This is a genomic window from Paraburkholderia sabiae (assembly GCF_030412785.1).
GTDB classification, from domain to species: Bacteria; Pseudomonadota; Gammaproteobacteria; order Burkholderiales; family Burkholderiaceae; genus Paraburkholderia; species Paraburkholderia sabiae.
Genome location: NZ_CP125295.1, coordinates 1,522,382 through 1,546,521 on the forward strand (window position 1 = coordinate 1,522,382; position 24,140 = coordinate 1,546,521).

General features: G+C 59.6%; 19 protein-coding genes. 6 read left to right on the forward strand and 13 right to left on the reverse strand.

All coding sequences use genetic code 11. The features are described 5' to 3' along the window. Positions 1-184: 184 nt before the first annotated feature. The gene (gene istB, locus QEN71_RS06865; protein WP_201662941.1) at positions 185-973 is read right to left on the reverse strand and encodes an IS21-like element helper ATPase IstB; all 789 of its coding nucleotides are present in this window, start codon (positions 971-973) and stop codon (positions 185-187) included. A gap of 6 nt (positions 974-979) precedes the next feature. Next, complete coding sequence (gene istA, locus QEN71_RS06870) at positions 980-2,503, reverse strand: IS21 family transposase (protein ID WP_201662938.1); 1,524 nt, start codon at positions 2,501-2,503, stop codon at positions 980-982. A gap of 287 nt (positions 2,504-2,790) precedes the next feature. Here istA and QEN71_RS06875 point away from each other — a divergent pair, with 287 nt between their 5' ends. From QEN71_RS06875 to QEN71_RS06900, 6 genes are all read left to right on the forward strand, one after another. After that, a complete protein-coding gene (locus tag QEN71_RS06875) occupies positions 2,791-4,293 on the forward strand; it encodes an AAA family ATPase (protein WP_201656066.1) in 1,503 nt (500 codons plus the stop codon). Beyond that, positions 4,290-5,129: an HNH endonuclease gene (locus QEN71_RS06880; protein WP_201656069.1), complete on the forward strand. Its 840-nt coding sequence runs from the start codon at positions 4,290-4,292 to the stop codon at positions 5,127-5,129. The genes QEN71_RS06875 and QEN71_RS06880 overlap by 4 nt, the downstream gene beginning before the upstream one ends. Positions 5,130-5,437: 308 nt before the next feature. Further along, positions 5,438-6,352 carry a DUF4238 domain-containing protein gene (locus QEN71_RS06885; RefSeq protein WP_201656072.1) on the forward strand — a complete coding sequence of 305 codons (915 nt, stop codon included), beginning with the start codon at positions 5,438-5,440 and terminating at the stop codon, positions 6,350-6,352. A gap of 202 nt (positions 6,353-6,554) precedes the next feature. Beyond that, entirely contained in the window at positions 6,555-9,212 is a 2,658-nt protein-coding gene (locus QEN71_RS06890) for an AAA family ATPase (protein WP_201656075.1), read from the forward strand. Positions 9,213-9,505: 293 nt separating this feature from the next. Beyond that, positions 9,506-10,285, forward strand: a complete 780-nt coding sequence (locus tag QEN71_RS06895; RefSeq protein ID WP_201656078.1) for a hypothetical protein — start codon at positions 9,506-9,508, stop codon at positions 10,283-10,285. A gap of 55 nt (positions 10,286-10,340) precedes the next feature. Beyond that, positions 10,341-10,889: a hypothetical protein gene (locus tag QEN71_RS06900; protein ID WP_201656081.1), complete on the forward strand. Its 549-nt coding sequence runs from the start codon at positions 10,341-10,343 to the stop codon at positions 10,887-10,889. A 49-nt stretch (positions 10,890-10,938) separates the two neighbouring features. Here the strand turns inward: QEN71_RS06900 and QEN71_RS06905 are convergent, their stop codons facing one another. From QEN71_RS06905 to QEN71_RS06955, 11 genes are all read right to left on the reverse strand, one after another. Further along, a complete protein-coding gene (locus tag QEN71_RS06905) occupies positions 10,939-11,682 on the reverse strand; it encodes a hypothetical protein (RefSeq protein WP_201656084.1) in 744 nt (247 codons plus the stop codon). A gap of 5 nt (positions 11,683-11,687) precedes the next feature. Beyond that, positions 11,688-12,137 carry a hypothetical protein gene (locus tag QEN71_RS06910; RefSeq protein WP_201656087.1) on the reverse strand — a complete coding sequence of 150 codons (450 nt, stop codon included), beginning with the start codon at positions 12,135-12,137 and terminating at the stop codon, positions 11,688-11,690. Positions 12,138-12,309: 172 nt separating this feature from the next. Further along, the gene (locus tag QEN71_RS06915) at positions 12,310-13,650 is read right to left on the reverse strand and encodes a hypothetical protein (RefSeq protein ID WP_201656090.1); all 1,341 of its coding nucleotides are present in this window, start codon (positions 13,648-13,650) and stop codon (positions 12,310-12,312) included. A 107-nt stretch (positions 13,651-13,757) separates the two neighbouring features. Further along, positions 13,758-14,342 (reverse strand): LA2681 family HEPN domain-containing protein, encoded by a 585-nt coding sequence (locus tag QEN71_RS06920; RefSeq protein ID WP_201656092.1) that lies wholly within the window; start codon positions 14,340-14,342, stop codon positions 13,758-13,760. Then, the gene (locus QEN71_RS06925; protein ID WP_201656095.1) at positions 14,339-17,359 is read right to left on the reverse strand and encodes a DEAD/DEAH box helicase; all 3,021 of its coding nucleotides are present in this window, start codon (positions 17,357-17,359) and stop codon (positions 14,339-14,341) included. Before QEN71_RS06925 ends, QEN71_RS06920 begins: the two co-directional genes overlap by 4 nt. A 10-nt stretch (positions 17,360-17,369) precedes the next feature. Then, positions 17,370-18,266: an antitoxin gene (locus tag QEN71_RS06930; protein ID WP_201656098.1), complete on the reverse strand. Its 897-nt coding sequence runs from the start codon at positions 18,264-18,266 to the stop codon at positions 17,370-17,372. Further along, the gene (locus QEN71_RS06935; protein ID WP_307792575.1) at positions 18,266-19,288 is read right to left on the reverse strand and encodes a hypothetical protein; all 1,023 of its coding nucleotides are present in this window, start codon (positions 19,286-19,288) and stop codon (positions 18,266-18,268) included. The genes QEN71_RS06930 and QEN71_RS06935 overlap by 1 nt, the downstream gene beginning before the upstream one ends. Before the next feature lie 182 nt (positions 19,289-19,470). Further along, positions 19,471-20,166: a helix-turn-helix transcriptional regulator gene (locus QEN71_RS06940; protein WP_201656104.1), complete on the reverse strand. Its 696-nt coding sequence runs from the start codon at positions 20,164-20,166 to the stop codon at positions 19,471-19,473. A 644-nt stretch (positions 20,167-20,810) separates the two neighbouring features. Continuing rightward, positions 20,811-21,320 carry a GNAT family N-acetyltransferase gene (locus tag QEN71_RS06945; protein WP_201656107.1) on the reverse strand — a complete coding sequence of 170 codons (510 nt, stop codon included), beginning with the start codon at positions 21,318-21,320 and terminating at the stop codon, positions 20,811-20,813. A gap of 51 nt (positions 21,321-21,371) precedes the next feature. Further along, positions 21,372-22,862 (reverse strand): UdgX family uracil-DNA binding protein, encoded by a 1,491-nt coding sequence (locus QEN71_RS06950; protein WP_201656110.1) that lies wholly within the window; start codon positions 22,860-22,862, stop codon positions 21,372-21,374. A 16-nt stretch (positions 22,863-22,878) separates the two neighbouring features. Beyond that, positions 22,879-24,090: a putative DNA modification/repair radical SAM protein gene (locus QEN71_RS06955; protein ID WP_201656113.1), complete on the reverse strand. Its 1,212-nt coding sequence runs from the start codon at positions 24,088-24,090 to the stop codon at positions 22,879-22,881. Positions 24,091-24,140: the final 50 nt, after the last annotated feature.

Here is a 24,140-nt window from a genome sequence, read left to right on the forward strand (position 1 = left end):
GAAAGGCATAGGCGCGAGCGAGAACTTGATGGGAACGAGGAAGAAGGATGCCGATGTTTTTTACTGTTATACAGAATGGTAGACGGGTGCCTGCTGGGGTGTCACGGATCGGCGTAATCGAGCCGGGGATGATCGGCGTAATGAGGCCACCTGGAATGGCCCCGAAACGCGATTTCGAAGGGACTCAAGAATGCGTTTTTTTGCCTGATTTTGCAACCACGTTTTCGCCGTTTTCGGGCATCGGTTTCGGCTTGCGGAAGCTCTCACCCTCAATGACGACACGGTAGGCGCCGTGCCGTAGCCGATCGAGCGTGGCAGCACCGAGGATGCGGTTGTCGGGGAATGCGTCGCCCCATTCGCTGAAGTCGAGATTCGACGTCAGGATAGTTGCCGCGCGCTCATACCTGGCGGCGATCAGGTCGTGGAAGTCTTCGTCGTGGGGCGCACGCAGGGGTTTGAGTGCAAAGTCATCGACGATCAGCACCGGAACGCGCACGAACTGCTGCAACTTGCGTTCATAGAGCTCAGTCGCCCGTGCTGCATGCAGCTTCTTGAGCAATTCGGTTTGCGTGATGAACAGGACATCGCGGCCCTGGCGTGCGGCGCAGTGGCCCAGGGCCTGCGCGAGATGCGACTTGCCGACGCCGGTTTGGCCGACCATCAGCACGCAGACCTTCTCGTCGATATAGCGGCCGGCGGCGAGATCATAGATGTGAGCGCGGTTGAGTTTGGGCACGCGGTCGAAGTCGAAGTTCTCGAGCGTCTTGCCTAGGGAGAAGCCAGCGCGGGCGAGCCGCACGCCGAGCTTCTTCTGCTCTCGCCGCGCGACCTCGTCGTGCAGAAGCGTGGCGAGGAACTCCGTGTAGGCAAGTTGCCCGTCGATGGCTTGACGGTTGCGTTGCTCGAGCGAGTCGAGGATGCCCGAGAGGCGCAACTGCTTGAGGATCGTGTTCAGTTCTGGACTGGGATGCATAGGCGTTCAATGGATCAGAAGGGAATGGAGGTCACGGCCGAAGCGGCCGCCGTTCAGATAGGTGTCGGCAGGCGCCGGCGTCGGCGCTGGTGCTGCGGTGGGCTGGCTGTCCAGCCCCTTGTCGAGGATCGCCTTGACAGTGCGGTACTTGGGGCTGGCGAACACGAGCGCACGCTCGCACGCAGCCTCCAGCCGTTGATCGCCGACCTTCTCGCGAAGCCTCAAGACGCCCTGCGCGCCGCGCAGGTTGACGAGCACCTTGTCGTTGAACATCGCGAGAACGAGCGCGTGGCAGGCTGGCCCGATATCCTTTGCCCGCGCCAGGCACCACTGTGGATCGTGCTCGAGCCACGCTTGCGCTTCAGGCGGCTGGTGGTCACGCACCGTGTGGCGATCGCCGGGCTTGCGCAGGCGCGGATGGGTCGCGACGAGCTCATGGCGGTGGAACACCTGCACGACCGTGTCGGTCGCCTTCAGCCACAGCTGCTTGCCAACGAGCGTGAACGGCACCGAATACAGTGCCTTCTTGTAGACGACGTGCCCGTCGGTATGGACCTTGACCTCGCACCATACGGCCAGCACTGGCGGCACATCGGGCAGTCTGGCGAGCAGTGGCTTCTCGATGGCGAAACGTGCAAGCGGCTGCTCGCGCGTCGTGCCGTGCTCGCGCGTGCCGGCCTGCTGCATCACCCAGTCGCGCAATTGACGGTTGGCGTCGGCGAGATCGCGGAATTCGCGCAGCGGCACGAAGGATCGTTTGATGTATTTGACTCCGGCCTCAACGACGCCCTTCTTCGCAGGATCGTGTGGAGGGCATGCATCGATCCGGAAGCCGTACCCCTCGGCCAGCGCGGCGTACGAGCGCTGTACCTCGGGGTCGTACATGCACGCCTTTGTGATCGCGCACTTGGCGTTGTCGATGATCACGCGTTCGACGCGGCCACCGAACCATTCGAAGGCGCGCCGGTGACAGGCCAGCCACGTCTCGACCGTCTGATCCAGCACGACCTCGGCGTATTGATGACGCGACCAGCACAGCGTCATCACGAAGAACCATGTCTTGAGCAGAACCCCGGACTCATGCGTGAGCACCGGACCGGCGCCGAAGTCGACCTGTGCGGCCTCGGCCGGTGCGAACTCCAGGATCGTCGTCGCTCTCGCGCCGCGCTCGGCCTTCAGGTGCAGCAGGAAGCGCCGCACTGCCGAATAGCTGCCCGTATAGCCGTGGTTGCGCTGAAGCGCGTTGAAGATCGTCGTGCCCTGCACGTCGGCGTCATACCAGCCGCGCACCAGATCGCGAAACGGTTCAATCGTGGAGACGCAGCTACGCGGCAGCTTCGGATTGCGTCCGAAGATCGCTGCCAGTTCGGCGTCGTCCGGCAAGGGCCGACCGGGATCGAGCCAGCCCCGAGCGAGCGCGACCTGCCTGACGGTCTTCAGCTTCCCACGCCCCATCAGGCGTGCGCTGGCAATGTCACGGTCGGAATCGCCCTGACGCATGCGCGCCAGAACCTGTCGATACTCAAACACTTCGAACCTCCTTCGACTCATCGGCCCTCCGGGCAAAAAGCCTGAAGGTACCGGGTTGTGGAAATTCGAAATGCGTTTCGGGCTGCCGCCCGACAGAACACTGAGCCCGCTACGTGGCTCGATTACGCCGATCCTGCGGTGGCTCTAATACGCCGATCATCGAGTGGCCCGATTGCGCCGATCATGCACTGGCTCGATTGCGGCGATCATCCGGTGGCTCGATTACGCCGATCCCGGAATGGCTCGAATATGCCGGTCAGTGACATGGGGAACGTTCCAGAGCATTCTTGGCGGTCGACAACTGGGATGACTGGTTCACGTACAACACGATGTACTCGCTCATCGTCTACGATGCTGACGGAAAGGAATTCCACGCTGGCAGCGTGAAGATTGGTCAGTTTCAGATGAGCGAGGGCCAGCGTCGCCCAAGCATCCCTGATGAGTTCGATGAGCTGGGCGAGGAGTTCTTTTCACTGGGACAGGATGATAGCTATTACGAAAAGCTCAACGAGTTGGGGGCAGAACTTCGCGATCAGATTTTGCGCGCTTTGTGCGATGTGGCGATTGATCCAGAGCGCTTTGGACGAGCGCTGGAGGAGAAAGTTACCGGAATCTCGTTGCTCAGGTCAGTTCCCAGACGGACGGTCGAGACGCAATATTCACGACTCGCGCGAGGTGGTGCGCGTCTCTCCCGTTATGAGTTTTCCTATACAGCACCAAAAGCGGCAAGGTCCAAGGCCGAGCCGGTAACATTGTCCTTCGTGGTAGAGCCTGAGTCCATGCCGCCGACAAACATCCACGTTTTAATCGGTCGAAATGGTGTGGGCAAGACGCATTTACTGAACCACATGTCGCGCTCTTTGGTAGACAAGCGAGCTGACAAATCAGAGGTTGGGTCTTTCAATGCTGCTGGTGAAGAGGATGATGAGTGGGGGAGTGAGGAAGAGCTGTTCGCCAATCTGGTTTCTGTCACGTTCAGTGCATTTGATCCTTTTGAGCCATTGCCAAATCGCCGCGACAAGTCGGAGGGATTGCCATGCGCATATATCGGACTCAAGCGAACGGGAACGACCCAGGACGGTAAACCTCTCGCTCCAAAATCACCGGAGCGACTGTCGGCCGAGTTTGGTAGCAGTGTTCTGATTTGCAGTCGGGGGGCGCGTCTGGTGCGTTGGCGTCGGGCGTTAGAGACACTCGAAGCCGACCCGATATTTCGTTCTGCGGACGTTGCGGGCCTGGCAGATGAGGGACTGGAAGACGATGAGCTTAAAGCCAAATCGAAGAAACTGTTTGCCGGACTAAGCTCTGGCCATAAGATTGTTTTGCTGACTATCACGAAGCTTGTTGAAACCGTGGAGGAGCGCACTCTCGTACTGCTCGATGAGCCGGAGGCGCATCTTCATCCCCCCTTGCTCTCAGCATTTGTTCGGGCGTTGTCGGATCTGTTGGTCAATCGCAATGGCGTAGCTATTATCGCAACCCACTCGCCGGTTGTGCTTCAGGAGGTGCCGAAGAGTTGCGCCTGGAAAATACAGCGTAGCGGCCGCAGTGTAGAGGCAGAGCGGCCCGAGGTCGAAACCTTCGGTGAGAACGTTGGTGTGCTTACGCGGGAGGTCTTTGGGCTGGAAGTTACGGATGCCGGATTTCATCAGTTGCTTCGAGCCTCTGTCGAAGATGACGATGATTTCCGCACGGTACTGAGCAAATTCGACAGTGAGCTGGGCGGCGAGGCCCGCGCTCTTGTCAGGGCAATTCTCGCTAACCGCACCCGGCGAGGAGAAGAGGAATGATCAAGCTGAATCGTCCGGTTCTCGATGCCGAGGAAGTATTTTCCGCATGTATCAGCCGGATCCGAGACGAAGGTCTGAAGCAGCGCATGGTGGATGTCATCAATGACATTGTGGATGCGTCCGAGGAGTTTGATCAGGCTGCTACGCACAATCGCCTTCACCAGATCGCCCGGGATGCCATGGTTGGTGGCCTGGTTACCCGAGCCGAAATGGAAGCGGTCTATACGAATAGAATGGCAAAGAAGGGTGCACCAGGCAGGGATGCATATGACGCGCTTTTTACATCAGCCCCACAGGGAAAATGCCCTCTGTGTGGACACCGAACTGTCTCCACGCTCGATCATCATCTTCCCAAGGCGCATTATCCGGCCCTGGCGGTCACACCTCTTAATCTGATACCGGCGTGCGGCGACTGTAATAAGGCGAAGCTGGCGAGCCTGCCTGCGACCGCGAGCGAAGAGACCCTGCATCCCTATTTTGACGATATCACGGGAGACCGTTGGCTGTACGCTGAAGTGGTAGAGGTTGACCCGGCTGCCTTGCGCTTCTTTGTCAGCGCTCCCGCGCATTGGAGCGCAGTGCTCGCTGCCCGGGTTGACCTGCATTTCCGTACGTTGGGACTTGCAAAACTGTATTCCGCAGAAGCGGCGGACGAGCTACTCAACATCCGGCATCAGCTTGAAACTATCCACGCTGCTGGCGGGGCGGCTATGGTGCGCGCCGAACTGGGAGAGCGTGCCGAGAGCTCACGCTTGATCCGTCTTAACGGTTGGCGCGCCGTTAGTTTCGAAGCTTTCGGACAAAGCAGGTGGTTTTGCGATGGCGGCTTCAGATAAATGTCGCATTGGAATCGGCGCTACGCAGTGAAGCGTCAATTGACATCGAGAAACCCCGTGAGCCCTAGTCCGGTCCGTGGGGCGAGGTGATTTGCCTGAGGCGTGCCGGAGGCCATGCCTCATAGTGACCAGTTCGCTTCTGCATCGGCCGAAGCGAACATAGGGTGCCAGCCGATAAGGAACGGCCCACGTTATGGAGAGCATGACACTGTGGGATTGAACGATTCTGGATGAAAGTGCACGGGGCGTCCAACGTGTCTGTTTTATCCGACGATTGATATCTTGATGGCGTTGCATAGGGAGCAGGCTTGGCTCAAACGATGAACCGGAAAAAGTTCCATCATTTTCTACACGATGGCTATCTGAAGGCGTGGCGGATGCCGACCACCATTTATGTGTATGACCTTCGCGAGAGAAAGTCATTTGACAAGACCGGACGTGACGTAGGCGGGGAGGGGAAGTTCAACGTCTTCAGTTTCGATCAGACAGTGGGCGATCTGCTTCGCTACACGTTCGCGGAGCGAGCGCATCGTGATGAGTCGGGCGGAGTTTATCGATTGATGCTCGGATTCATCGATTTCATGAAGGATTTTGATTACCAGCACAAATCGGACAATCTGCTGGAAGACTTCTATGGGGAGTTTGAAACCAGAATCGGTAAAGCTCTTAAGCTGGTGGAAGATGGCAAACAATTGATTCTAAACGAGACTCAGGAAGCTTTCGATAGTCTTGTATTTTTCTTCTGTCTCCAGTTGTTCCGTACGCCAAAAATTCGCCGGCTGCTTTCTGATGAAATGGTTTCGGTCTATTATGCGAATGAGCAGCTGGAAGCGCAGCAGAAGGCCGAGTATATCAAGATGCACCTTTTCATCTCAGGGTTGGCGATGGCCGTGGACATCCTGGGCAAGGGCTGCAGGATACGGTTGCGTTACGCAAGGCATGCGGGAAAGTTCGTCAACAGTGATGCTCCTGCCGTCCTTAGGAGCGGTGTACTGCGCCGGCTGGAAGAGATGGAAGGCTGGATGCCATTGAGCCCGCACGTGCTGATGGAGATCGAATGCATCGGATTGGGTTTTAAGTGGGAATGTCGAGGCGACATTAGCGGCATCGAGGTCGAGAACTTCAACCGTCGGCTGATCCGCAATGCGGAGCGGTGGGTGTATTTCAGTAGCAGAAGCCAACGTGCCAGGCACCTTGATTGCATTCCGGCGTTAAGAAAGTAGCCCTCCCGAAGACGACGAAGCACAAGAATCGTTTGGCGGAACCCCACCCATTTATGCAAGACGGATTGCTAGCGGCCGGGCCGGCGCTTAACAGGCTTGATCGCGCGTCGTGAACCCTCTGAAGGGACGCGCGAATTTGCGAATTGCGTCGGCTGCAAAAAGCTTATACTCGCCGCAATAAATAATGCGAGAGCGCCGGTCCATGATTTTCACACGCATCGCCGACTGGATTGAGACACAGCAGCCTTGGCTTTCCGATGCCGCCCGCCGCCTGGTCGTCAATGGACGCATAGGGGACGACGAGATAGACACAATTCTTGCGTTGGCAAAAGCGCACGCCGGCGTTGAAGGCGCAGCGGCGAACGTCGCGCAGCCCCTTACTCGCGACATGCTCCCGGTCGGCGGCGAGGCTGCAAAATCGATCACCCTCCTGGCGCTGCGCAACCTGCGCGGCGTCAATACCATCGCCCCGGACCAGTCGATTCCGTTTTCGCCGACCGGGTTGACGGTCATCTACGGAAACAACGGGGCGGGGAAATCGGGATACTCGCGCGTATTGCGCAAAGCGTGCCGCGCACGAGCCACGGGTGGCCTCATCCTGGGCGACGTTTTTGCCGCCGAGGCGGGAGCGAGTCCGAGCGCGGAGATTCTTGTCCAGAAAGAGGGCGACGCCGCTCCCGACGCGCTGGTCTGGCAACAAGGCTCGCCGGCTCCCACGGAGCTGGCAACGATCGCGGTGTTCGACAGCTACTGCGCGCACGCGTTCACAGACGCGGAGGGAGAGGTCGCATATACGCCGCGCGGCCTCGACGTTCTCGCGAAGCTCGCGGCGCTGTGTGGGACGCTTCGTGCCCGACTGGAACTGGAAATCAATGGCATTCAAGCGTCGGCCACTTCGTTCGCCGACCTTCTCGGCGAGCACGCGGCAGGCCGCGCGCTCGGGACGTTCGACAAGCGCTCCCACCTGCCGGCATATCGCAAGGAGCTGACGACGCTAGCCACGCTGTCCGATGAGGATCTTGCGGAAATTCAGCGATTGACGGCGGAGCTCGCCGAGACCAATCCCGCCGCGCGCGCTGCCGATCTTCGCGGCAAGAAGGCGCGCATTGATGGGCTGGTGATCCGATGGGAGCGATGCGAGGCCGCGCTTTCCGTTGAAAAGGTAGGGGCCGCGATTGAGCTTGGATCGGCGGTTGTCGCCGCCGAAACGGCCGTTCAACTTGCCGCAGAGGCGTTCGCTGCCGAGGGTGGCCTGTTGCCTGGTACTGGCTCGGATCCCTGGCGGGCGTTGTTGAGCGCGGCCAAGGAGTTTTCAACGACATTGGCTTACCCGGGACATCATTTTCCGCACGTTGATGGCGGCCGCTGTGTGCTGTGCCAGCAGGATCTTGCCGCCGCTGCGGCTGAGCGCATGCGGCACTTCGAGACTTTCGTGGAGCAGGAGGCGCAAAAACTCGCGGAAGCCGCTAGGCTCAAAGCCAGCGCCGCTTTTTCCGCCATTGCCTCGGTTGATCCGGCCGCCCTGCTGGCCGACCATGTGCTTTTGAACGAGATCGAGCAGGCCAAGCCTGGGTTGCGCGAATCTCTGCGACAAGCCGGCGACGACTTGTCGCGCAGACAGACCGGACTCGCCGACGCCTGGGCGGCCAAGCGCTTTGACGTCGCGACGCCGGCCATTGTTTCTCAGGCCGTGGCGCTCCGCGAACTGTCGCGCGCCATCGAGGAAGAGGCCGCGCGTTTCGACAAGCTTGCGGCGGCGGAGGGGCGCAAGAAGAGCGAGCAAGCCCTTGCAGACCTGAAGTCGCGGCAAGCTCTGTCGGGGCGGCTCGCGCAGATCATCCAGATTGCGGACAACTTGACTTTGAAGAAGAAGCTGCAAGCCGCCCATCGCGCCGCGGATTCGACTTCCGTTTCGAGAAAAATGAGCGCACTTCACGCCGAGGCGCTGTCCGCCGACGCGGAGGCGGCGTTCGCCCGTGAATGCGCCGCGCTGGGCGTTGGCCATGTGCCGATCCGCAGCACCACGCGAATGGAGAGAGGAAAGGCCAAGCAGCAGGTGAAGCTGGACACTTCTGGCGCTGAAAAAGTCGGCGAAGTCCTCAGCGAGGGCGAGCAGCGCGCGCTCGCGCTTGCCACCTTCATGGCGGAAGTGTCGTTGGTGGAAGGTCATGGCGCGATCATCTTCGACGACCCGATGTCATCGCTCGACCATGCACATCGGGAAAAGGTCGCGCGCCGGCTCGTTCAGGAGGCGTCGAACCGTCAGGTGATCGTGTTCACTCACGACCTGGCCTTCGCCAATCATTTGGCCGACGAGGCCAGCGCCCAGAAAGTCGAGGCCAGCGCTATGAGCGTGCGGCGTGTCAGGCAGCGCGCCGGGCTTGTTTTCCCCGAGCTCCCCTTCGCCGGCGTGAGGGTTAGCGAGCGCCTGGAGCGCATCAAGAAAATGGCGGCAGAGGCTGATCAACTGCTTCGCGATGGAGAAATCGAGCGCTGCGAAAACATCGTTCGTGTCGGATACGGGCGCCTGCGGGAGACCTGGGAGCGCGGCGTGGAAGAATCAATCTTCAACGAGACAGTGGTTCGTTTCCGGCCTGGCGTCTCAACCCAGAGACTCCGGGCGGTGGTGCTTGACGACGAAGATTTCTTGAAGCTCAACGCGGCGATGTCGCGCTGTTCGTATTTCGCAGCGCATGACACCTCGGCGGACGCCAACACGGCCACGCCGACGACCGACGAGCTGCGGGAGGACATCGAAATCGCAAGGAAGTTTTTTGCGGACCGGAAGAAGTTGAACGAGGAAACAGATCGGCGCCGTCGCGAGCTGCTCGAACGAGCGGCCGTCTTCAAGCAGGCCTGATGACGGCGCCGCGCGGTTGCTGGAAGCGCGGATCCTGCGTTCAGTCTGGACAGCAGCGGGCGGTCAGATGGTGCATATTTTCTGATGCATAGGCACCTGCAGACAAGGCGGCGAGTGTATTGTGGAGGCGTGTGATATGCACGTCATGCACGTGAATATACTCCATAGCGGTATGGCAGGGTGTTCGGTGGCCGAGCCCCATCGAGCATGTGGAAGTCAACCATGATTCCGTCAAGCACCGTGCGATGCTGGCTGTACTAGGTTGATAGTCTGGTATTGGGAGAAACGTCAGAGTGGTCACGACGGTTACCTTCGATGCGAATGCACTCGCAAGGATCAATGAGCATGCCGGTGTCGTTTCGGCTTTAGGCGATGGGCGCATCAAGGGCTATTTTTCTCAAACATATCGAAGTTTGGAAGGGATCCAGAAGAATGACCGAGCGGAGGCGCTGGCAAAGACGAACGTCGTACGCCGTTCCACATCGCCGGACAATCAGACCGCGAACATCACTATCGAAGTCCGTCACTATCGCCCCCCGCTAGATGAAAAATATCAGGCTGCCGTGGAGGAAGCGCTGAGCCTCGGTCTGCGAGCTCTTCGCGGCCCCGCGCGCTGGGTTGACGGTTTGACGGTGAAGGATCCTGACCAGTCTTTTTACGTCGTCGAGACGATCCAGGAGATGGTTGCCCACCGCGAGAACGTGAATAAGGTTGCCGCTGCCATTGAAATGCGCGGCGTTGGGCGTGCGATCGCGTTGGAGCTAGGCAATCAATACAACGCTTCGGTTGGTGTGACACCGGCCAATCCTAAGCTTTGGCTTGAGGGCCTTGGCCATGCGAAAACCAAGGCACAGCGAAAGACCGTCGCGAAAGCGATTGCCGAGTGGTCCGATGGTGATGGCATCGCTTCGCATGTCGGCTACGGAATCGACCTATACTGCTCTGACGACTTTGGGCACAACGCGGGTGGGCCGACGATAATGAATCTCGAAAATCGTGCCTGGTTATCGTCGGTTTACGGTGTCGTGTTTGTGACGTTGTCGGAATTGGCGGAAAAACTGAATGTCGGGTAACCGCACATTTTCAATATCTCACATGCAGGCTGATTGATTTTGGAGGAATTGGGCAGTGACGCTCGCACCTTCCCTGGCCTCGCCTGCGGCGCTGTTTCGCAAACTTGAACGCGAGTCGTATAGAACCTACCATTCCCGTAGCCGTGTTCACAAAGCGGACCATTTCTTCAACTTCTGCGTTACCGCCCATGCTATGCGCGACTATTTTCTTGAGCATCTGGGCAAGATTCATAAGCGGGACAAAGATCCGTTTCACGCGGAGTGGAACACCGAACCTTTGCTTGTTGCCATAAAGGACATTGCTAATTCCTCAAAGCACTTCCAGCTTCGTGACCGGGTATCTGGCGAACGCAAAGCGGCATCCACAATGGGCGTCCGTCATCGGAGATCGAAATTTATCGAGATCTATTCCGATGGGGCAGGGAAATTCGAGGCAATAGCCGCCGAGGGGCAAGATATAAGTGTCAAGCTATCAGACGGGACAACATTACCACTCCACGAATTCACTCATGGAGTCATGAACTACTGGAGGGACTACCTGCGCCAGCACGGAATCAAAATCAAGCGTCAGTCCGTTTCCCAGCTTATCGGTAGCGCTGCCTAACTATGAAATTTCGAGTGCGCGAGACCTGATGCTGGATGCACATTAACGGTCAGGTTGCCGTCTCTCTGTGCGGTGTCTGAGTGATGGCGACATCTGGCGCAGGGACCTCTGCAGCTTGGAGACGACGAGCATTCGTGTCGATCCAGACGTCGCAGTAAACGTCTTTGCTGTCTACATCTTGCGCCACAACCCGAATGTGTAGGCGTGATGGGCTTGGAACCTTGCATCGGTTCCCGCCGAATCCAGCACTTGTGGGGCCGCTCAGATTGATATCGGGATCATCTGGGTGGGGTGGCTGGCGAGAAAACCAATAACCGAAGTGGACGTATTTCTTGGACTCCGGTGGGAGATCAAACTGTTCCACATAGCGCGGCTGAATTGATCCGTCTACGTGCGGTGCATTTATAACGTAAGCCACGCAGTCCTTCAAATGCGCGCTCGATCGATTTTTTACGATAGCCGTTACGCTATAGCCCTTAACATCTTCATTGAAGGTAAAGTTCGGTGAGCGAAGCTCGTCCGTGATGGTCACGCCGAGCGGTTTTACCATCCTGTAAGCCCTAATGCCGGTCAACAGGATGGCTGCTACCAAAGCTACTAGCCAACTGACTATCGCAACCGCCAGGCCGTTTTCAATCTGATTGGGTATCGTGCCGATGCCTGTGCGTTTAAGGATATAGCCTAGTAATACCGCACTAACGACAGTCGGCCAGCCGAAGGTCTGCCCCGTAGCGTCCCGAACTGCGAAGCGACACCATTCCCCTAGAAAGCGCTTGAGCTTTTTCTTGTTCATGCCGCTCATACTCGTCGCGCGACACCGTTGCTCATCAACCCAGCTTCAAGATTACTGAACCTCGCCCAGACATCGTCTCGATATACCTTTTGCATCGGATCATGCGAAATACCTTGCCTGAACAGGCGTTCCTCTTCTACCAAACTCGTTGCAATAGCGATGCACCATTCGACAGCATATTCGGCCTCGTCTTGCAGCACGTCATCGACGCGATTGAAGTTTACGGCTCGGCATGCCCGATCCCACCAGCGTTCTAGGCGCGAATATTCTTCTCGGATCTCTGGCTTCGTCAACGCGGTGCCGTCCACCTTGAATCTATGCAGCAGATCAAGGGCTTCTTCGCGCAGGCGTCGTTTTGCGAGGTCTTCCTCGTAATGCTCTTTGCATAGGTTGCCAGCGTACGGACTTTCATAGCATCCGAATCTGGAACATTGGGGCAGTTTTCTTCGCGTCATCGGCTGTTACGGGGCGGTATCGGGGGTAAGGTCGGCCGATGGGTAGAACTCGGGCAGGTTATCCAGGTGGTTCACTGGCTTATTGCCATTCACCGTTTTGAGATAGTCATCGTCGGCCGCGACGACGTCTCTGCGGTTCCGTTGTTTTCAATGGAGGGTTTATTTTCCAGTTTCAGGGTACCTCGAGGTTGCCCATCCAGACCACATTCGCTCTCGTCACGATGGGCGGAACAAGGTGCGGCAGCTGTGAGAACACATGATCGACCGCTAACCTCAGTTGTCTGAGATAGCTCCGGCAATGAGATTCGTCAACGCTCGTCAGTGTGACCGACGCCGAGGTCGACACGTCGATGTCGGTCTCCAGCTCCTTGGCATGCATGAAGTTGTTGCGAATGACGCGGATGCTGTCAAGTGTATCGTATGTAGGATCTCCGGCTGCCAATGGAACATAGGTGCCTCCTCGGGCCGCGACCAACGCGACTGCCGCGTCGTTGAGCTTATCCAGCGGCTGGCGCCTGTCTTTATATGTGGGATGTGCGCCGGTCTGTAAAAAGACCAACCGGTTAGCGATTGCCTCGATGCAGGCTGCAACTGCGACGAGGCAGGACACGCCATGTCGGAGCGCGTCGTCCAAGTTTTTAGACGCGCGATGGCGCTTCACCGCATCGAATTCGGTGATCGCCGTCTCATAGTGCAGGAGGGCAAAGGACACTTCAATTTTGGGTTGACCAGCTGTGTCGTGTGTCAGGCGGTCGTACTTTGTTAGCACCGGCGCATGGTAATCAATGGAACCCATACCCGGGGAGACTAACGCATGAAATGCTTCAGCAGCGGCAAGGCTCAATGCGTTCTGAGCAAAGGTTTTGTCAAGCAGGTGGCGCAGAGCGTCTAGGTTCGGTTCAACGTCTTTGGGATGGTTGAGGTACTCGGCATTGTAGCGGTCGCGCAGATCGGCCAAAGCCGTGAAGTCGAAGTGTACTGAGTTCGGGCGACTGAGCGTACGAACGGTGACAAGGTCCGCAAATTCGTGCTGGAAGAGGTCGTTGCCGTCAACGTAGATGAGATGAGTGCCCTCTGCACACCAGGGTGTTGTCCCAAGTACCAGCGGTTCGTTGAAGTTGAACAGTGTCCGTGCGTTCGCGTTCGCCCTGCCAGCAACGATGACTCTGCTGGCGGGCTCCAACCCGGCGTTCACTCCTCCGCCTGCTAACCCGGCAATTATGCGGGCTGCGATATCGCCGTGCTTGAGGTTTTGGAATAGGTGGCCACTGGAAAATACGGGGAAGCGTGTCAGTCGCGCCGCCCGCTCCCGCAGAAGTTGCGCGTTGATGGCAAGGAATGGGTGTTCTGGTTTTACGACCCAAACGTCGCGGTCGCGTTGCAGGATATGTTCGACCTTCAACTGGTCGATATCGTTGCCGACGGAAATAGGAGAGCCGTCAATCGCCGTAAAGAGATACATTTCAGTTGGATGTCGAGCTGAGATTTTCGGCCCACCTCGAAAGACGTTCACGAGCTTCGTAAGTAATCGAAAAAATTTTGTCCGAAGACCAGATGAGGCATGTCGCACAGCAGGAATCATTCTACGATGTCATCAAGCGGAACGTCGAACTCCGATGCTCACCATTTCAATTCATCGGGTATCAACGTTGTTTCAATTGGAAAGTATCTATCGCCATCTTTGGCCTGGTGCCGCTCTTCGATAAGCATAGCCCGGCCAAGGTGGATGAGAGCCGATCTTGCGAGCCACACAATGCGGAACGTCATCGCCTCGAACTCCTTCAGTTCGGCGATGTGAGTGAGATGATCCGCATAGAGTCCGCCGTCCATCGTCGGACACAAGCATCTCGACAAGTTTGAGATGCTTGTGTTCAAGATGGTTACGGATGTCGGCAAGCTCCTCCGCATCGGGTTGCGCAACGACTTGAAGATCCGGCGCAGACAGATCTCTGGATAGCGAGAACGGACCGCGCTGCGCCCGTTTCGGGAGGCGTCGAACCGTGCGCGCACGTTGAGCGATGACTTTGCTTTTCCGTCGTCCACGTCGAACGAAAGGCGTCGGAAATTTACGGCCCTTTCGGGCAATCCGATGGACCAGTGCGCGTTGACGAAGCAAGCAATCTTGTCGAACAACGGGTAGCTGCGCCGGAAAGCGATCTTGAGATACTCCGCGGCCATTGAATACGTGGCGCAGTCACCGTTCATGCGCCAACGCCGGTCGCATCACTCCTCGGACGCAATAGTGTGGCTGTGCCTGTTCCCACGCAGCAGCGAAGTCGGTCTTCGTCCAGATTTTTCAGGTCATCCTCGTTGCGAACACCGATAGACAGCAACTCCAGGCATTGGCCGCGTGTCAGCCGCATCGAAACCTTCGTAAGGGGTAGGGCGGCGGAGGGCAACCCGAATTCGAGCCGCTGAAGAATCTCGTCCAGGCTCTTCAGGAAATCAGGTTGATCTGGAAAGAGCGTTGCGAGAATCTGATGTGCGGAGCGCAAGTGAAAGCGCGTCGCATCGGCAATGCCGATGATGTTTCCGTAGCCGATGGCCCCGGCAAATGGCGTGGTGGAGTAGCGCTTCTCCAGCACGTCAACGGGCGTCCCCTCGATCCAGTCATGAAGCAGCGCCGCGCGCTTGCAGCGAGCCCAGAACTCGATCTGGTCGCGACAATACCGCTGCAGCATTTGAGGCATCTCATGCCCGAAGCGCTGCGCTGCCTCGCCAGCGCGCACGCTCTCCGATTGCCCCCTCTTCATGACTGGCGTGTAGATGGCGTCCAGTTCATCCAATACCTGCACCATCGCGAGGATGTGGCCGGGCGGCGTCTGCGCTACGTTCAGGTGTCCCATCAACTCGACCAGGCGCAAGCTCGACTCGAATGACAAGGACGAGGAGCCGCAGGCGCGCCCGAGCAGCGTCAGGTGAATGAGATCGCCTTCGCGCTCGGCCAGTCCCGCCTGCAGGAGGCGATCAACCAGCGTGTTTATGTCCCGCTCCACCATCGCGACCCACTGCGGATTCGCGCGCGACGCCGAATATCCTCCGAACGTGTTGACCAGCAACCCCGGAATCTCATTGGCGCGAACGCCGCGCACCTGGCTAAGCAGGCGCAACGTCCATGTCGGCAGGTCGCGCTGCTGGAAGGAGGACTTCACGTCCTCAGGCACCCCCAGCACGTAGCGCTGAAAAAGCTGCGCACGTTCCATTGGCGTTTCCGCCAGGATGATTGCCTTGCCAATTTCGTTGAAGCCCAGCCGTCCGGCACGACCCGCCATATTCTTGTACTCGGCCACGGTAAATTGCCGGCCGTCTTCACCGACGAACTCGTTTTCCGCGAGCACGACCGTCGATGCCGGCGTGTTGATGCCGGCCGCCAGAGTCGTTGTGGCGACCAGCGCGTGAATGCCACCCGTGGCGCTACGATACCCTCTCTCAACGGCCTCTCGCTCCGCCCGCAGCAAGTTGGTGTTGTGAAACGCGGTGCCTCCGCTTAGGCATTCCCGCAAGTCCTGTGAGGCGCCAGTCAGATCCTGGGTCGGCAGAACGTCGAGGACGGCGGTTGCCGGTGGCAGACCCAGTTCCTTGGCGAGATACTTCGCGCAACCTTGGGCTGGGCCACGCATGTTGCGAAAGATCAGCAGCTTCTCGCCCTGTCCCACCAGTTTCTGGGCCAGAGGCACGATCACATCCTGGGAACTGGGTTTGTCCCGGCGCTGCACGATGCGGTGCGAAGGCAGCAAAGCCTCGGTTTTCGTGCTTCCATCGGTATCGACGTACTGGAATGTTCCGCGGCGGTCGAGCACGCCTTCGATCAACGGCACGGGCCGCTCGCGTGACAGTAGGAGCGGAATGTCGAGCCAGCGGTCGAAGCTGTTCAGATTGCCGATGACCGCCGACAGGATCACCAGCTGTGGCTCGATACTCCGCTGGCGTGCCCGCAAGAGCAGCGAGAAGATCAGTTCGACCGTGATGCCGCGCTGCGGGTCGGTGATGAACTGCCCCTCGTCTAGTACCACCAGGCCGAGCTGCGTCAGAAGCCGTGGCGAGCCGAGGGCGAGGTTAAGAAAGGTCTCGTAGGTGAAGAAGCCCAGGTCATAGCGCCCGGCCAGCACGGGCCCAATGCCGTCCGTGGCATCGCCGCTGCAACGGACTACGCGCAGTCCTGCTGCCGCATAGCGCTCGGTGAACTCCTCGAACTTTTCGTTGACCAGGGCGCGATAGGGCAATAGGAACGCCGCCTTCTTGCCGGCGGTGACCGCCTGAATCGCCGCCACCTCGCCGACCAAGGTCTTGCCTGAACTCGTCGGCGCAACGACCAACAAGGAATTGCCGCTGAGCACGCCGAACTCGTTGACGGCCTTGAGCTGCAGCGTGTTGAGGCCCTTCGGAAAGTCTGCTGACCATCGCTCGACGATCTCGGGCGGAAAGCCGTGCGCAGAAAACTCCGCGAACGATCCGGACATCTGCTGCACGGCTCTGGCGGGAAAGGCCGCGGCATAGTTGTCACCGCGCTTGAGAACCGGGAACGTCAGGCCGCCCTGAACATTGCCCAGGAACACGGGCGTTTGCGTGACGCTGATGCGTTCGGCCTCCACCCGTGCCAATCGGATGATCTCGCCCGCGATCTCGGGGAAGCTGACCGATTCGCCGGCATCGCCGGTCAAGGCCTCGATCACCGCATGTGTAAGTAGCCCGTGCCCGGTTCCCGGTTGCTCCCATGCGGATTCGTTGGTTGCGCAGGCGGCCAGCAGGATGCGTCCCTCACCGTAAATGCCGGTGAGCGCGAACGCACTGCGAGGGCGCGCTGCCGTTTCCAGCACGCGCGCCGGCGCTTGACCGCTAAAGCAGCAGTCGAGAATACACAGGACGGCACGAGCCTTCGTTGCCTTGAATGCATCCGCCAAACCGGCCATCGATAGAGCCGTTCCCGCGAGGTCACTCGCGTTCGTGTCGAACAGCACCAGGTTGCCGTCTGGAGAGCCATGCCCGGCGAACGCGATGACCACCACGTCGTCCGCGCTCGCGGCAGCCAAGGTTCCGAGCATGGCGCTTGATACTTCCGTGTGCGTCGCGGCTTCGTCTACCAGCAGACGTGCACTCAGGCCTTCTATCGTATCGGTGAACAACGCCCACAACGCTGTCGCGTCACGGCGCGCTCCGCTCAATTCGGGTATGGAGCTATCGAGATGCTTGTTGATGCCTACTAAGATCGCTTTGATCGCCATGCATGTCCCCTTATCCGATTCGTGCAAGGAGTTGTTCGATCACGTCGCTGGTTTGACGCTGCCGCAATGCCCGCGCTTCGCGTTGTTCAGGGTCATCGCCTTCGCCCAGCTCGAACTTGGCAACCGAAACGGGGCCGTCTTTGCGATAGCCCTCCGTCTTCTCGTCGTTGGTGAAGCGGTTACGCAGAATCGCCAGCGAGGCCTCGATGACAGCGCCGTGCTTGCCAGATCGCTCTTTGCGGAATGTTTCGGCCACAGCGTCCATGCCTTCGGGCGCGTGCTCGATGCAGTAGATCAGGTCGTGCGCGTCTTTGCGCTCGAATCGCTGGTCGAACGCGAAGGACTTCAGGCAGGTGAAGCTGACGAGATTGGCATGCTTGATCTTCTCGGTGGCGACGCCGTTGTCGCCCAGCAGTTCCGCCTGGATTTCGGTGACCTGATGCAGATCGAAGACGATCGACGAGTGTGGGATATTCAGGGCCGAGATCGTTCCCTCGGTCGGCAAGGGCTGTACCTTGCCGCCGGCGAGATCCGGCGCGTCCGCCAGTAGTTCCAGGATCATCAGCGCGCCGTGTTCGGTGCGGGTCTGCCAGCGCCACGAGAGTTTCTTCCCAGCTTCGTTCTCGGCGCGCTCGAATCCCATCTTCTTGAGGTTGTCCTCCAGCGTGTGATATGCCTCGGTGTCCGCCAGGATTTGCAGATCGATCACGACGTCCACATCCAGCGTACCTGCGTGCGCCGGAACCACAGGCGGCCGCGCGGCGACGAGATACCGCGGTGTGAGTCCGCCGACCAGGTAGACCGAATCCTTCCACGGCCCGAGACCACGCAGCAGCGTCACGAGGACACGTTCGCAGTCCACCGTGTACTGGTCGCTGTAACCATCGAGCGTTGCGGGCTTGGCCATCAGAAGCCGATCCTTTCTTTGCGGAAGTGCTCGGCCATTTCTTTGGAGCGGCCTTCGCCGCGCAACAGGTCGAGATAGATCTGGATGGGGCTGGCCAGCCACAGGCCATCGACCCTGTCGCGAAACAACAGTTCGCCCGGCGACTTGGCATCAATGATGCCCAAGTTGGCGCCTTCATTGACGACGCGCGCGCCCAGGTCACCGATAGCGGCATCGGCGTTCGCGTCGATCAGCACGCGCACGCGCACCTGGGAGATGTTGGAAAGGAATGGCGCATAGCGCTGCGCGGCGGCTTCGTAGCTGACCTCGTACTGGACGTCGTGCGCGTCGAAGACCTGACCGATCCGCGCCGCCAGCGTGTCTGCTTTCGTGCCAGGCACGTAGTACCGACGCAGGGCCGGCGGACGGGCGGTTGCGAGCTGCTTGGCCCAGGCGTTCAGCAAGGCCGTCGGCTCGCGAAGATGGCGTTCTTTGCTCGGGCCTTGCCCGCGTGCCACCAGCCAGTCGAAGCGCTCCAGTTCGGTCAGCACTTGCGAGGCGGTGGCGGGCGACACCATCGCCTGCAATGCCAGTTCCGTGACTCCAAACCAGTCCTGAAGCTTTACCAACAAGGCGTGAAGCACTTGAGCGCGCCGTCCGGTAAACAGCGTGCGCACGGACTTCGTGAGGGACTTGGGGGGCGGTTTGTCGATGTAGAGGTACGCCCCGGGCGCAGGCAGGTACAGACTACCACCACTGTCGTAGTAGCCGACCCGCTCGCTTTTCAGCAGTTCCTTCGCGCCGGGGGAGAGAGACTCGGCGACGAGGAGCGGCACGGGCGGTTGTCCTTGCTCGGCAGGTCGTCTGTGACTCGCTTCTCGGAGCTGCCAGATTACTTGACGGACATCTCGGGGAAAGACGGCTTTCTTGGCCTCGATCAGCAAGACGAAGGACTTGCCCGCGACGCACAGATCGACCTGCGCGTCATATCCGCGGTCGCCGAGCTTGGCCACGGGCTCCCAGTGTTCGAGGGTGGCTTCCACTTCCGGAAGCTCCTGTAGCGTGTCCACGAACCGGGTGATGAGCTGTCTTTCGCTCAGAGGAGACTCAAGCATGGCAAGGACGTTCTTTACTGTTCAGTAAAGATGCGTATGATACTGAATATTTCCTGAAATTGCAATATTTACTGCGCAGTGAAAAATCGCCTTCCTTGGCCAACCGTAGGCTATAACCTGATGCCGCCGGATTTGGGTGTTGCGAACTGCTCAGGTTCTTTGCCGAGAGGAAAGGCCACCACATAGAGTACGGTGGCAGGCATCGGCTTGGTGTCTGAGCCCATGCCCCATTTCACCTGCACCTTCCGGATGGCGTAGCACAACGAGACACCAAGTGCTCGCAGCGTGTCGATGCCGGATTGCATCTCGTCGTACACCTCGAACTTCTGCATTTCCATGTAGGCGTCGGCACAATCCCGATAGTCACGAAAATAATCGACGAGCGTTGCGAACGCTTCATCCGCTTCGCGTGTCAGCGCGAACGCTGGCTCGGACAAATCCATCGTGCAGGACTCGGCGAGTTTGGCCAGTTGTTTCCCTGTGGTCAGTGGGGTCGCCGTCAGTGTGATGTTCTCTCGATCGAATTTTTCCTTGGCTGCCTTGAGCTCATCTTCCGTCGGAATCGTGAACGGTTTACTCAGGGCGTCGATGTCCTCAAATTCAAAGGCACGGGCGAGCGCACGGCGCGTATCGAGACTGGCGGGCCCACCTTTTTCGGCTCGCTGGATCGTGCGGACATTGAGCCCCGAGATGGCGGCCAATTGCTCTTGTGACCACTGACGCATCTCCCGAAATACCTTGATCAGGAGCGCCAGTTCGTTGGGAGTCAACAGGCGAGCTTGCTGGGACTGTTCGGTAGTGTTCATGCGTGCCTCCATCGGTTGGTTGATGTGGCGAGTATGAGCAGCGAGAGAAAAGGGCAACACGACAGTAACCCGACAGCCAGCCGACAACGGTCACTATACGTCGAACGTCGTCTTTCCCGAAAATTCTGAATTCGTGCGTCCCGGTGTACCGCCGTCGCGCTTGTGGGCTGCATCCTGCGCCTCGTGCCAAGTCGCGGCCCTTTGGGTTCATCCCTGATGCGTGCAGCCCGGCTTCCCGATCCGGGTCTGCGCGCTTCGCTTGCGTGGGCGTATGCGATCGGTCGTCTGTCCAGCCATCTTTCCTGACTTCATCCCCTCGTCTGCTGTAGTGTGATGGTATCGAGGAGCGCGTTCGAAAGAGGCTGACGGTATCAGCGACGGTATCGCGCCTACGAATCGTGAAGAGACGGTGAGTGTCCGCGATTTTCAAACAAAGTGGGCGTTGATCCTCCGGTGCGTTCCGACCACAACCGTCAACTGCCGGGCACAATTTCCGGTATCGCTGACGGTATCGACGTCAGCAGAGCCGGTGGGAATCCCGTCCCCACAAGGGTCCGGCCATTAGGTTGACAATCGAGTGGGAATAAAGAAAAGGGCGCTGCGGCGCCCTTTTTTATCGCGATTCCCCGCTGTCCAAAGCGCGTTCACCGCTCCAGCACATACACCGCCACCAACCTCCCGTAATAAGGCTGCAACCCAAGACTCCGCATCCCCAGTCGCTTCATCACATTGATCGATCGTTCATTCGACGGATGCGTCGTCGCGTGAATCGCTGCAACACCGAGAACATCGAAAGCGAACGCGATCATCGCGCGCGCGGCTTCCGTCGCGTAGCCGTGGCCCCAATGATCGCGCTTCAGGCGCCAGCCGATTTCGACGGGATTACCCGGCTCGTTTTCGATGTGCTGAACGCAGCCCGCGCCGATGATCTCGTCGCTGTCCTGCCTGATGATCGACCACCACGAAAAACCGAACCGCTCCCAGCGCTCTTTTGCCGACGCAATGCTCGCCTGGACTTCCACTGCAGTCGCGGGCGAACCGTCGCCGAGAAACTGCATGACGACAGGATCGGAATTGAGCGCGAGCAGCCCGGCGAAATGCGTTTCGTCGAACGGTTCGAGGCGCAGCCGCAGGGTTTCGAGCAGAGTCCGCATGGCATTTCGTCCGTGGCGTGAGTCCATGCTCGCGCATTCGCCGACGAAACTCTAGTGCGACGCGTGCTGCCGTTTCCGCAGCGCATCTGCCAGTTCGCGCGCCCGCGTCAGCGCCGCAGTGATCGCCGCCAGCACGCGCTCGCGCGCATCGTCGTGTTGCTGCCGCAGCGCATACGACGGGTGCCAGGTCGCAATCACCTGCATGCCGTCTACATCGAGTGTCCGGTCGATGCAGTCGCTCAGGCTGATTTTCTCGTGCAGCAACGCGCCCAACGCCGTCGCGCCCAGCGTGACGACGACAGCCGGTTTTACGCGATCGAGTTCGCGTTCGAGCCAATAGCCGCACGCGTCGATTTCCTGCTGCGCCGCCGTCTTGTGCAGACGCCGCTTGCCGCGCAGCATCCATTTGAAATGCTTGACGGCGTTGGTCAGATAGAGATCGTCGCGCGACAGACCCGCGCGCTCGATCGCGATATCGAGCAGCCGGCCCGCGGGTCCGACGAACGGCTTGCCCGCGAGATCCTCCTGATCGCCGGGTTGTTCGCCGATCAGCATGATGCGCGCATCGGCGGGACCGATGCCGTCGACGGCCTGCGTCGCGTGCCGCCATAGTTCGCAGCGCCGGCACGCATCGAGCGTCGAAGGTTGCTGGCGCGCGGGTTGCGCGCTCTGTGCATCGACGGGCACGCTCTTGCCGCCAAGCACGCCGACGCCGCTTGCCTGCGCGACACGCTGCGCGCCGCTTTTTGCTTCGCTGATCATCGACGGAATCAGCCGGCCTTCAGGCAAGCCTTTCCAGAAGCGTACGGGCATGTGTTGTTCGAGCGCGGTTTCGTTCAGGCGCGCCGGGTTGAACGTGCTGCGATAGTAGGCGAGCCAGAGCGCTTCGGCTTCGTCGGCGGTGGGGCTGACGTGATCGCCGGATCGTGTCGATCGCGTCGAGCGGCGTTCGAGTCGCAGTGCGTTGCCGTCCCACCATGCCGCGCCGTCCGGCGTCGAGATGAGCCACGTCGAGCGTCCCATGCGCCGCGCGAAATGTTCGGCCGACCACGCGAGCACATCGTGCTCCGGCTCGTACCACGCGACGTATTCGGGCAGATCAGGCGCGGGCTCGGCGTCGCTCGCATCGCGCAGCCGGAAGCGCACGTACGCGATCATGTCGTGTTTCGCGCGCCGCACGGCCTTGGCCATCTTGTAGAGCCGCGCGCCGTCCGCATCGGCGGGCGATGCGACGGCGCGGTCGCCGCCATGCCAACGCCAGAGCACGCGATACAGAAACGCCCAGCGGGTCGTATCGCGATAGAGCGCGGCATCTTTCAGCAGTTCTGCGAGATCGCGAGAAATGCGCACTTCGGCGGGCGCAGTCGATGCAAACGACGCAACGGCATCACCGTCGAACAGCGTATGACTGTCAACATGATTGTTTTCGCCGCCCGCAATGCGCCAGTCGATCACCTCGGGCGCGACATGTTGTGCCAATGCCTTGAGCGCTGTTTCGCGCCACGAGGCAAACGTGTCTTCGATCGCGACGACGATGTGCATACGCGAACGCCCGACGTCAAAGCAGCGACAACTGCGTCGGCGGCGGCGTCAACGCGTGGCGCAAGCGTTCCGTCGACACGTCGCCTTGCGCCGGACGATAGTCGGCCGTCACGACGAAAGGCTTCGTCTTGTCCATCGAACAGCGTAACTGCACAAGATCCTGATAGCGGATGCGCCGCGAGCGCCGCAACTCCACCAGCCGCTTCGCGTTGCGCATGCCGATGCCCGGCACGCGCGCGATCATGCGCGCGTGAGCACGATTCAGATCGACGGGAAAACTGTCGCGATGATTGAGCGCCCACGCGAGCTTCGGATCGATATCGAGCGCGAGATTGCCCGGTTGCGCAAACAGTTCGTCGACGCGAAATCCATAGCCGCGCAGCAGAAAATCCGCCTGATACAGCCGATGCTCGCGCAGCAGCGGTGGCGCCTTGGCGGGCAGCGCGGTCGGGCTGTCGGGAATCGGGCTGAACGCGGAGTAGTAGACGCGCTTGAGCCGGTACGAGCCGTACAGCGTTTCGGCCGTTTGCAGGATCGTGCTGTCGGTTGCCTCGTCCGCGCCGACGATCATCTGCGTGCTTTGCCCGGCGGGCGAGAAGCGCGGCGCTTTCGCGTCGCTCTCGGCCTCGTCGTGCGCGAGGCGGATCGACCCCATCGCAAGGCGGATCGTGCGCGCGCTCTTTTCGGGTGCGAGCCGTTCGAGGCCGATTTCCGTCGGCAGTTCGATATTGACGCTCAACCGGTCCGCGTAACGTCCCGCTTGTGCGATCAGCACGGGATCGGCGTCGGGAATCGTCTTCAGATGGATGTAGCCGCGGAACTGATGTTCGTCGCGCAGCGACTGCGCGACGCGCACCAGTTGCTCCATCGTGTAGTTCGACGACTGGATCACGCCCGAACTAAGAAACAGGCCGTCGATGTAATTGCGCCGGTAAAAATCGAGCGTGAGGCTGACGACCTCCTCGGGCGTGAAACGTGCGCGCGGTACGTTGCTCGTGCGCCGGTTCACGCAATACTGGCAGTCGTACAGGCAGAAGTTGGTCAGCAGGATTTTCAGCAGCGACACGCAGCGGCCATCGGGCGTGAAACTGTGGCAGATACCCGAACCCGTGCTCGCGCCGAGCCCGTCTGTGCCGCGCGAACTGCGCTGCGGCGCGCCGCCGCTCGCGCACGAAGCGTCGTACTTGGCTGCGTCGGCGAGAATTTCGAGCTTTTTGAGCAGTTCCATGACAGGTAGCGACACTGTATATATGTACAGTATTCTACGCCGTCCACCGA

What these genes read in the sequence shown, in the direction of transcription:
- istB (WP_201662941.1), bottom strand. Translation starts at nt 973, where the DNA reads ATGCATCCCAGTCCAGAACTGAACACGATCCTCAAGCAGTTGCGCCTC.
- QEN71_RS06945 (WP_201656107.1), bottom strand. Translation starts at nt 21,320, where the DNA reads ATGCGGACTCTGCTCGAAACCCTGCGGCTGCGCCTCGAACCGTTCGAC.
- QEN71_RS06880 (WP_201656069.1), top strand. Translation starts at nt 4,290, where the DNA reads ATGATCAAGCTGAATCGTCCGGTTCTCGATGCCGAGGAAGTATTTTCC.
- QEN71_RS06905 (WP_201656084.1), bottom strand. Translation starts at nt 11,682, where the DNA reads ATGAACAAGAAAAAGCTCAAGCGCTTTCTAGGGGAATGGTGTCGCTTC.
- QEN71_RS06925 (WP_201656095.1), bottom strand. Translation starts at nt 17,359, where the DNA reads ATGGCGATCAAAGCGATCTTAGTAGGCATCAACAAGCATCTCGATAGC.
- QEN71_RS06890 (WP_201656075.1), top strand. Translation starts at nt 6,555, where the DNA reads ATGATTTTCACACGCATCGCCGACTGGATTGAGACACAGCAGCCTTGG.
- QEN71_RS06940 (WP_201656104.1), bottom strand. Translation starts at nt 20,166, where the DNA reads ATGAACACTACCGAACAGTCCCAGCAAGCTCGCCTGTTGACTCCCAAC.
- QEN71_RS06920 (WP_201656092.1), bottom strand. Translation starts at nt 14,342, where the DNA reads ATGAACGGTGACTGCGCCACGTATTCAATGGCCGCGGAGTATCTCAAG.
- QEN71_RS06930 (WP_201656098.1), bottom strand. Translation starts at nt 18,266, where the DNA reads ATGGCCAAGCCCGCAACGCTCGATGGTTACAGCGACCAGTACACGGTG.
- QEN71_RS06950 (WP_201656110.1), bottom strand. Translation starts at nt 22,862, where the DNA reads ATGCACATCGTCGTCGCGATCGAAGACACGTTTGCCTCGTGGCGCGAA.
- QEN71_RS06910 (WP_201656087.1), bottom strand. Translation starts at nt 12,137, where the DNA reads ATGACGCGAAGAAAACTGCCCCAATGTTCCAGATTCGGATGCTATGAA.
- QEN71_RS06955 (WP_201656113.1), bottom strand. Translation starts at nt 24,090, where the DNA reads ATGGAACTGCTCAAAAAGCTCGAAATTCTCGCCGACGCAGCCAAGTAC.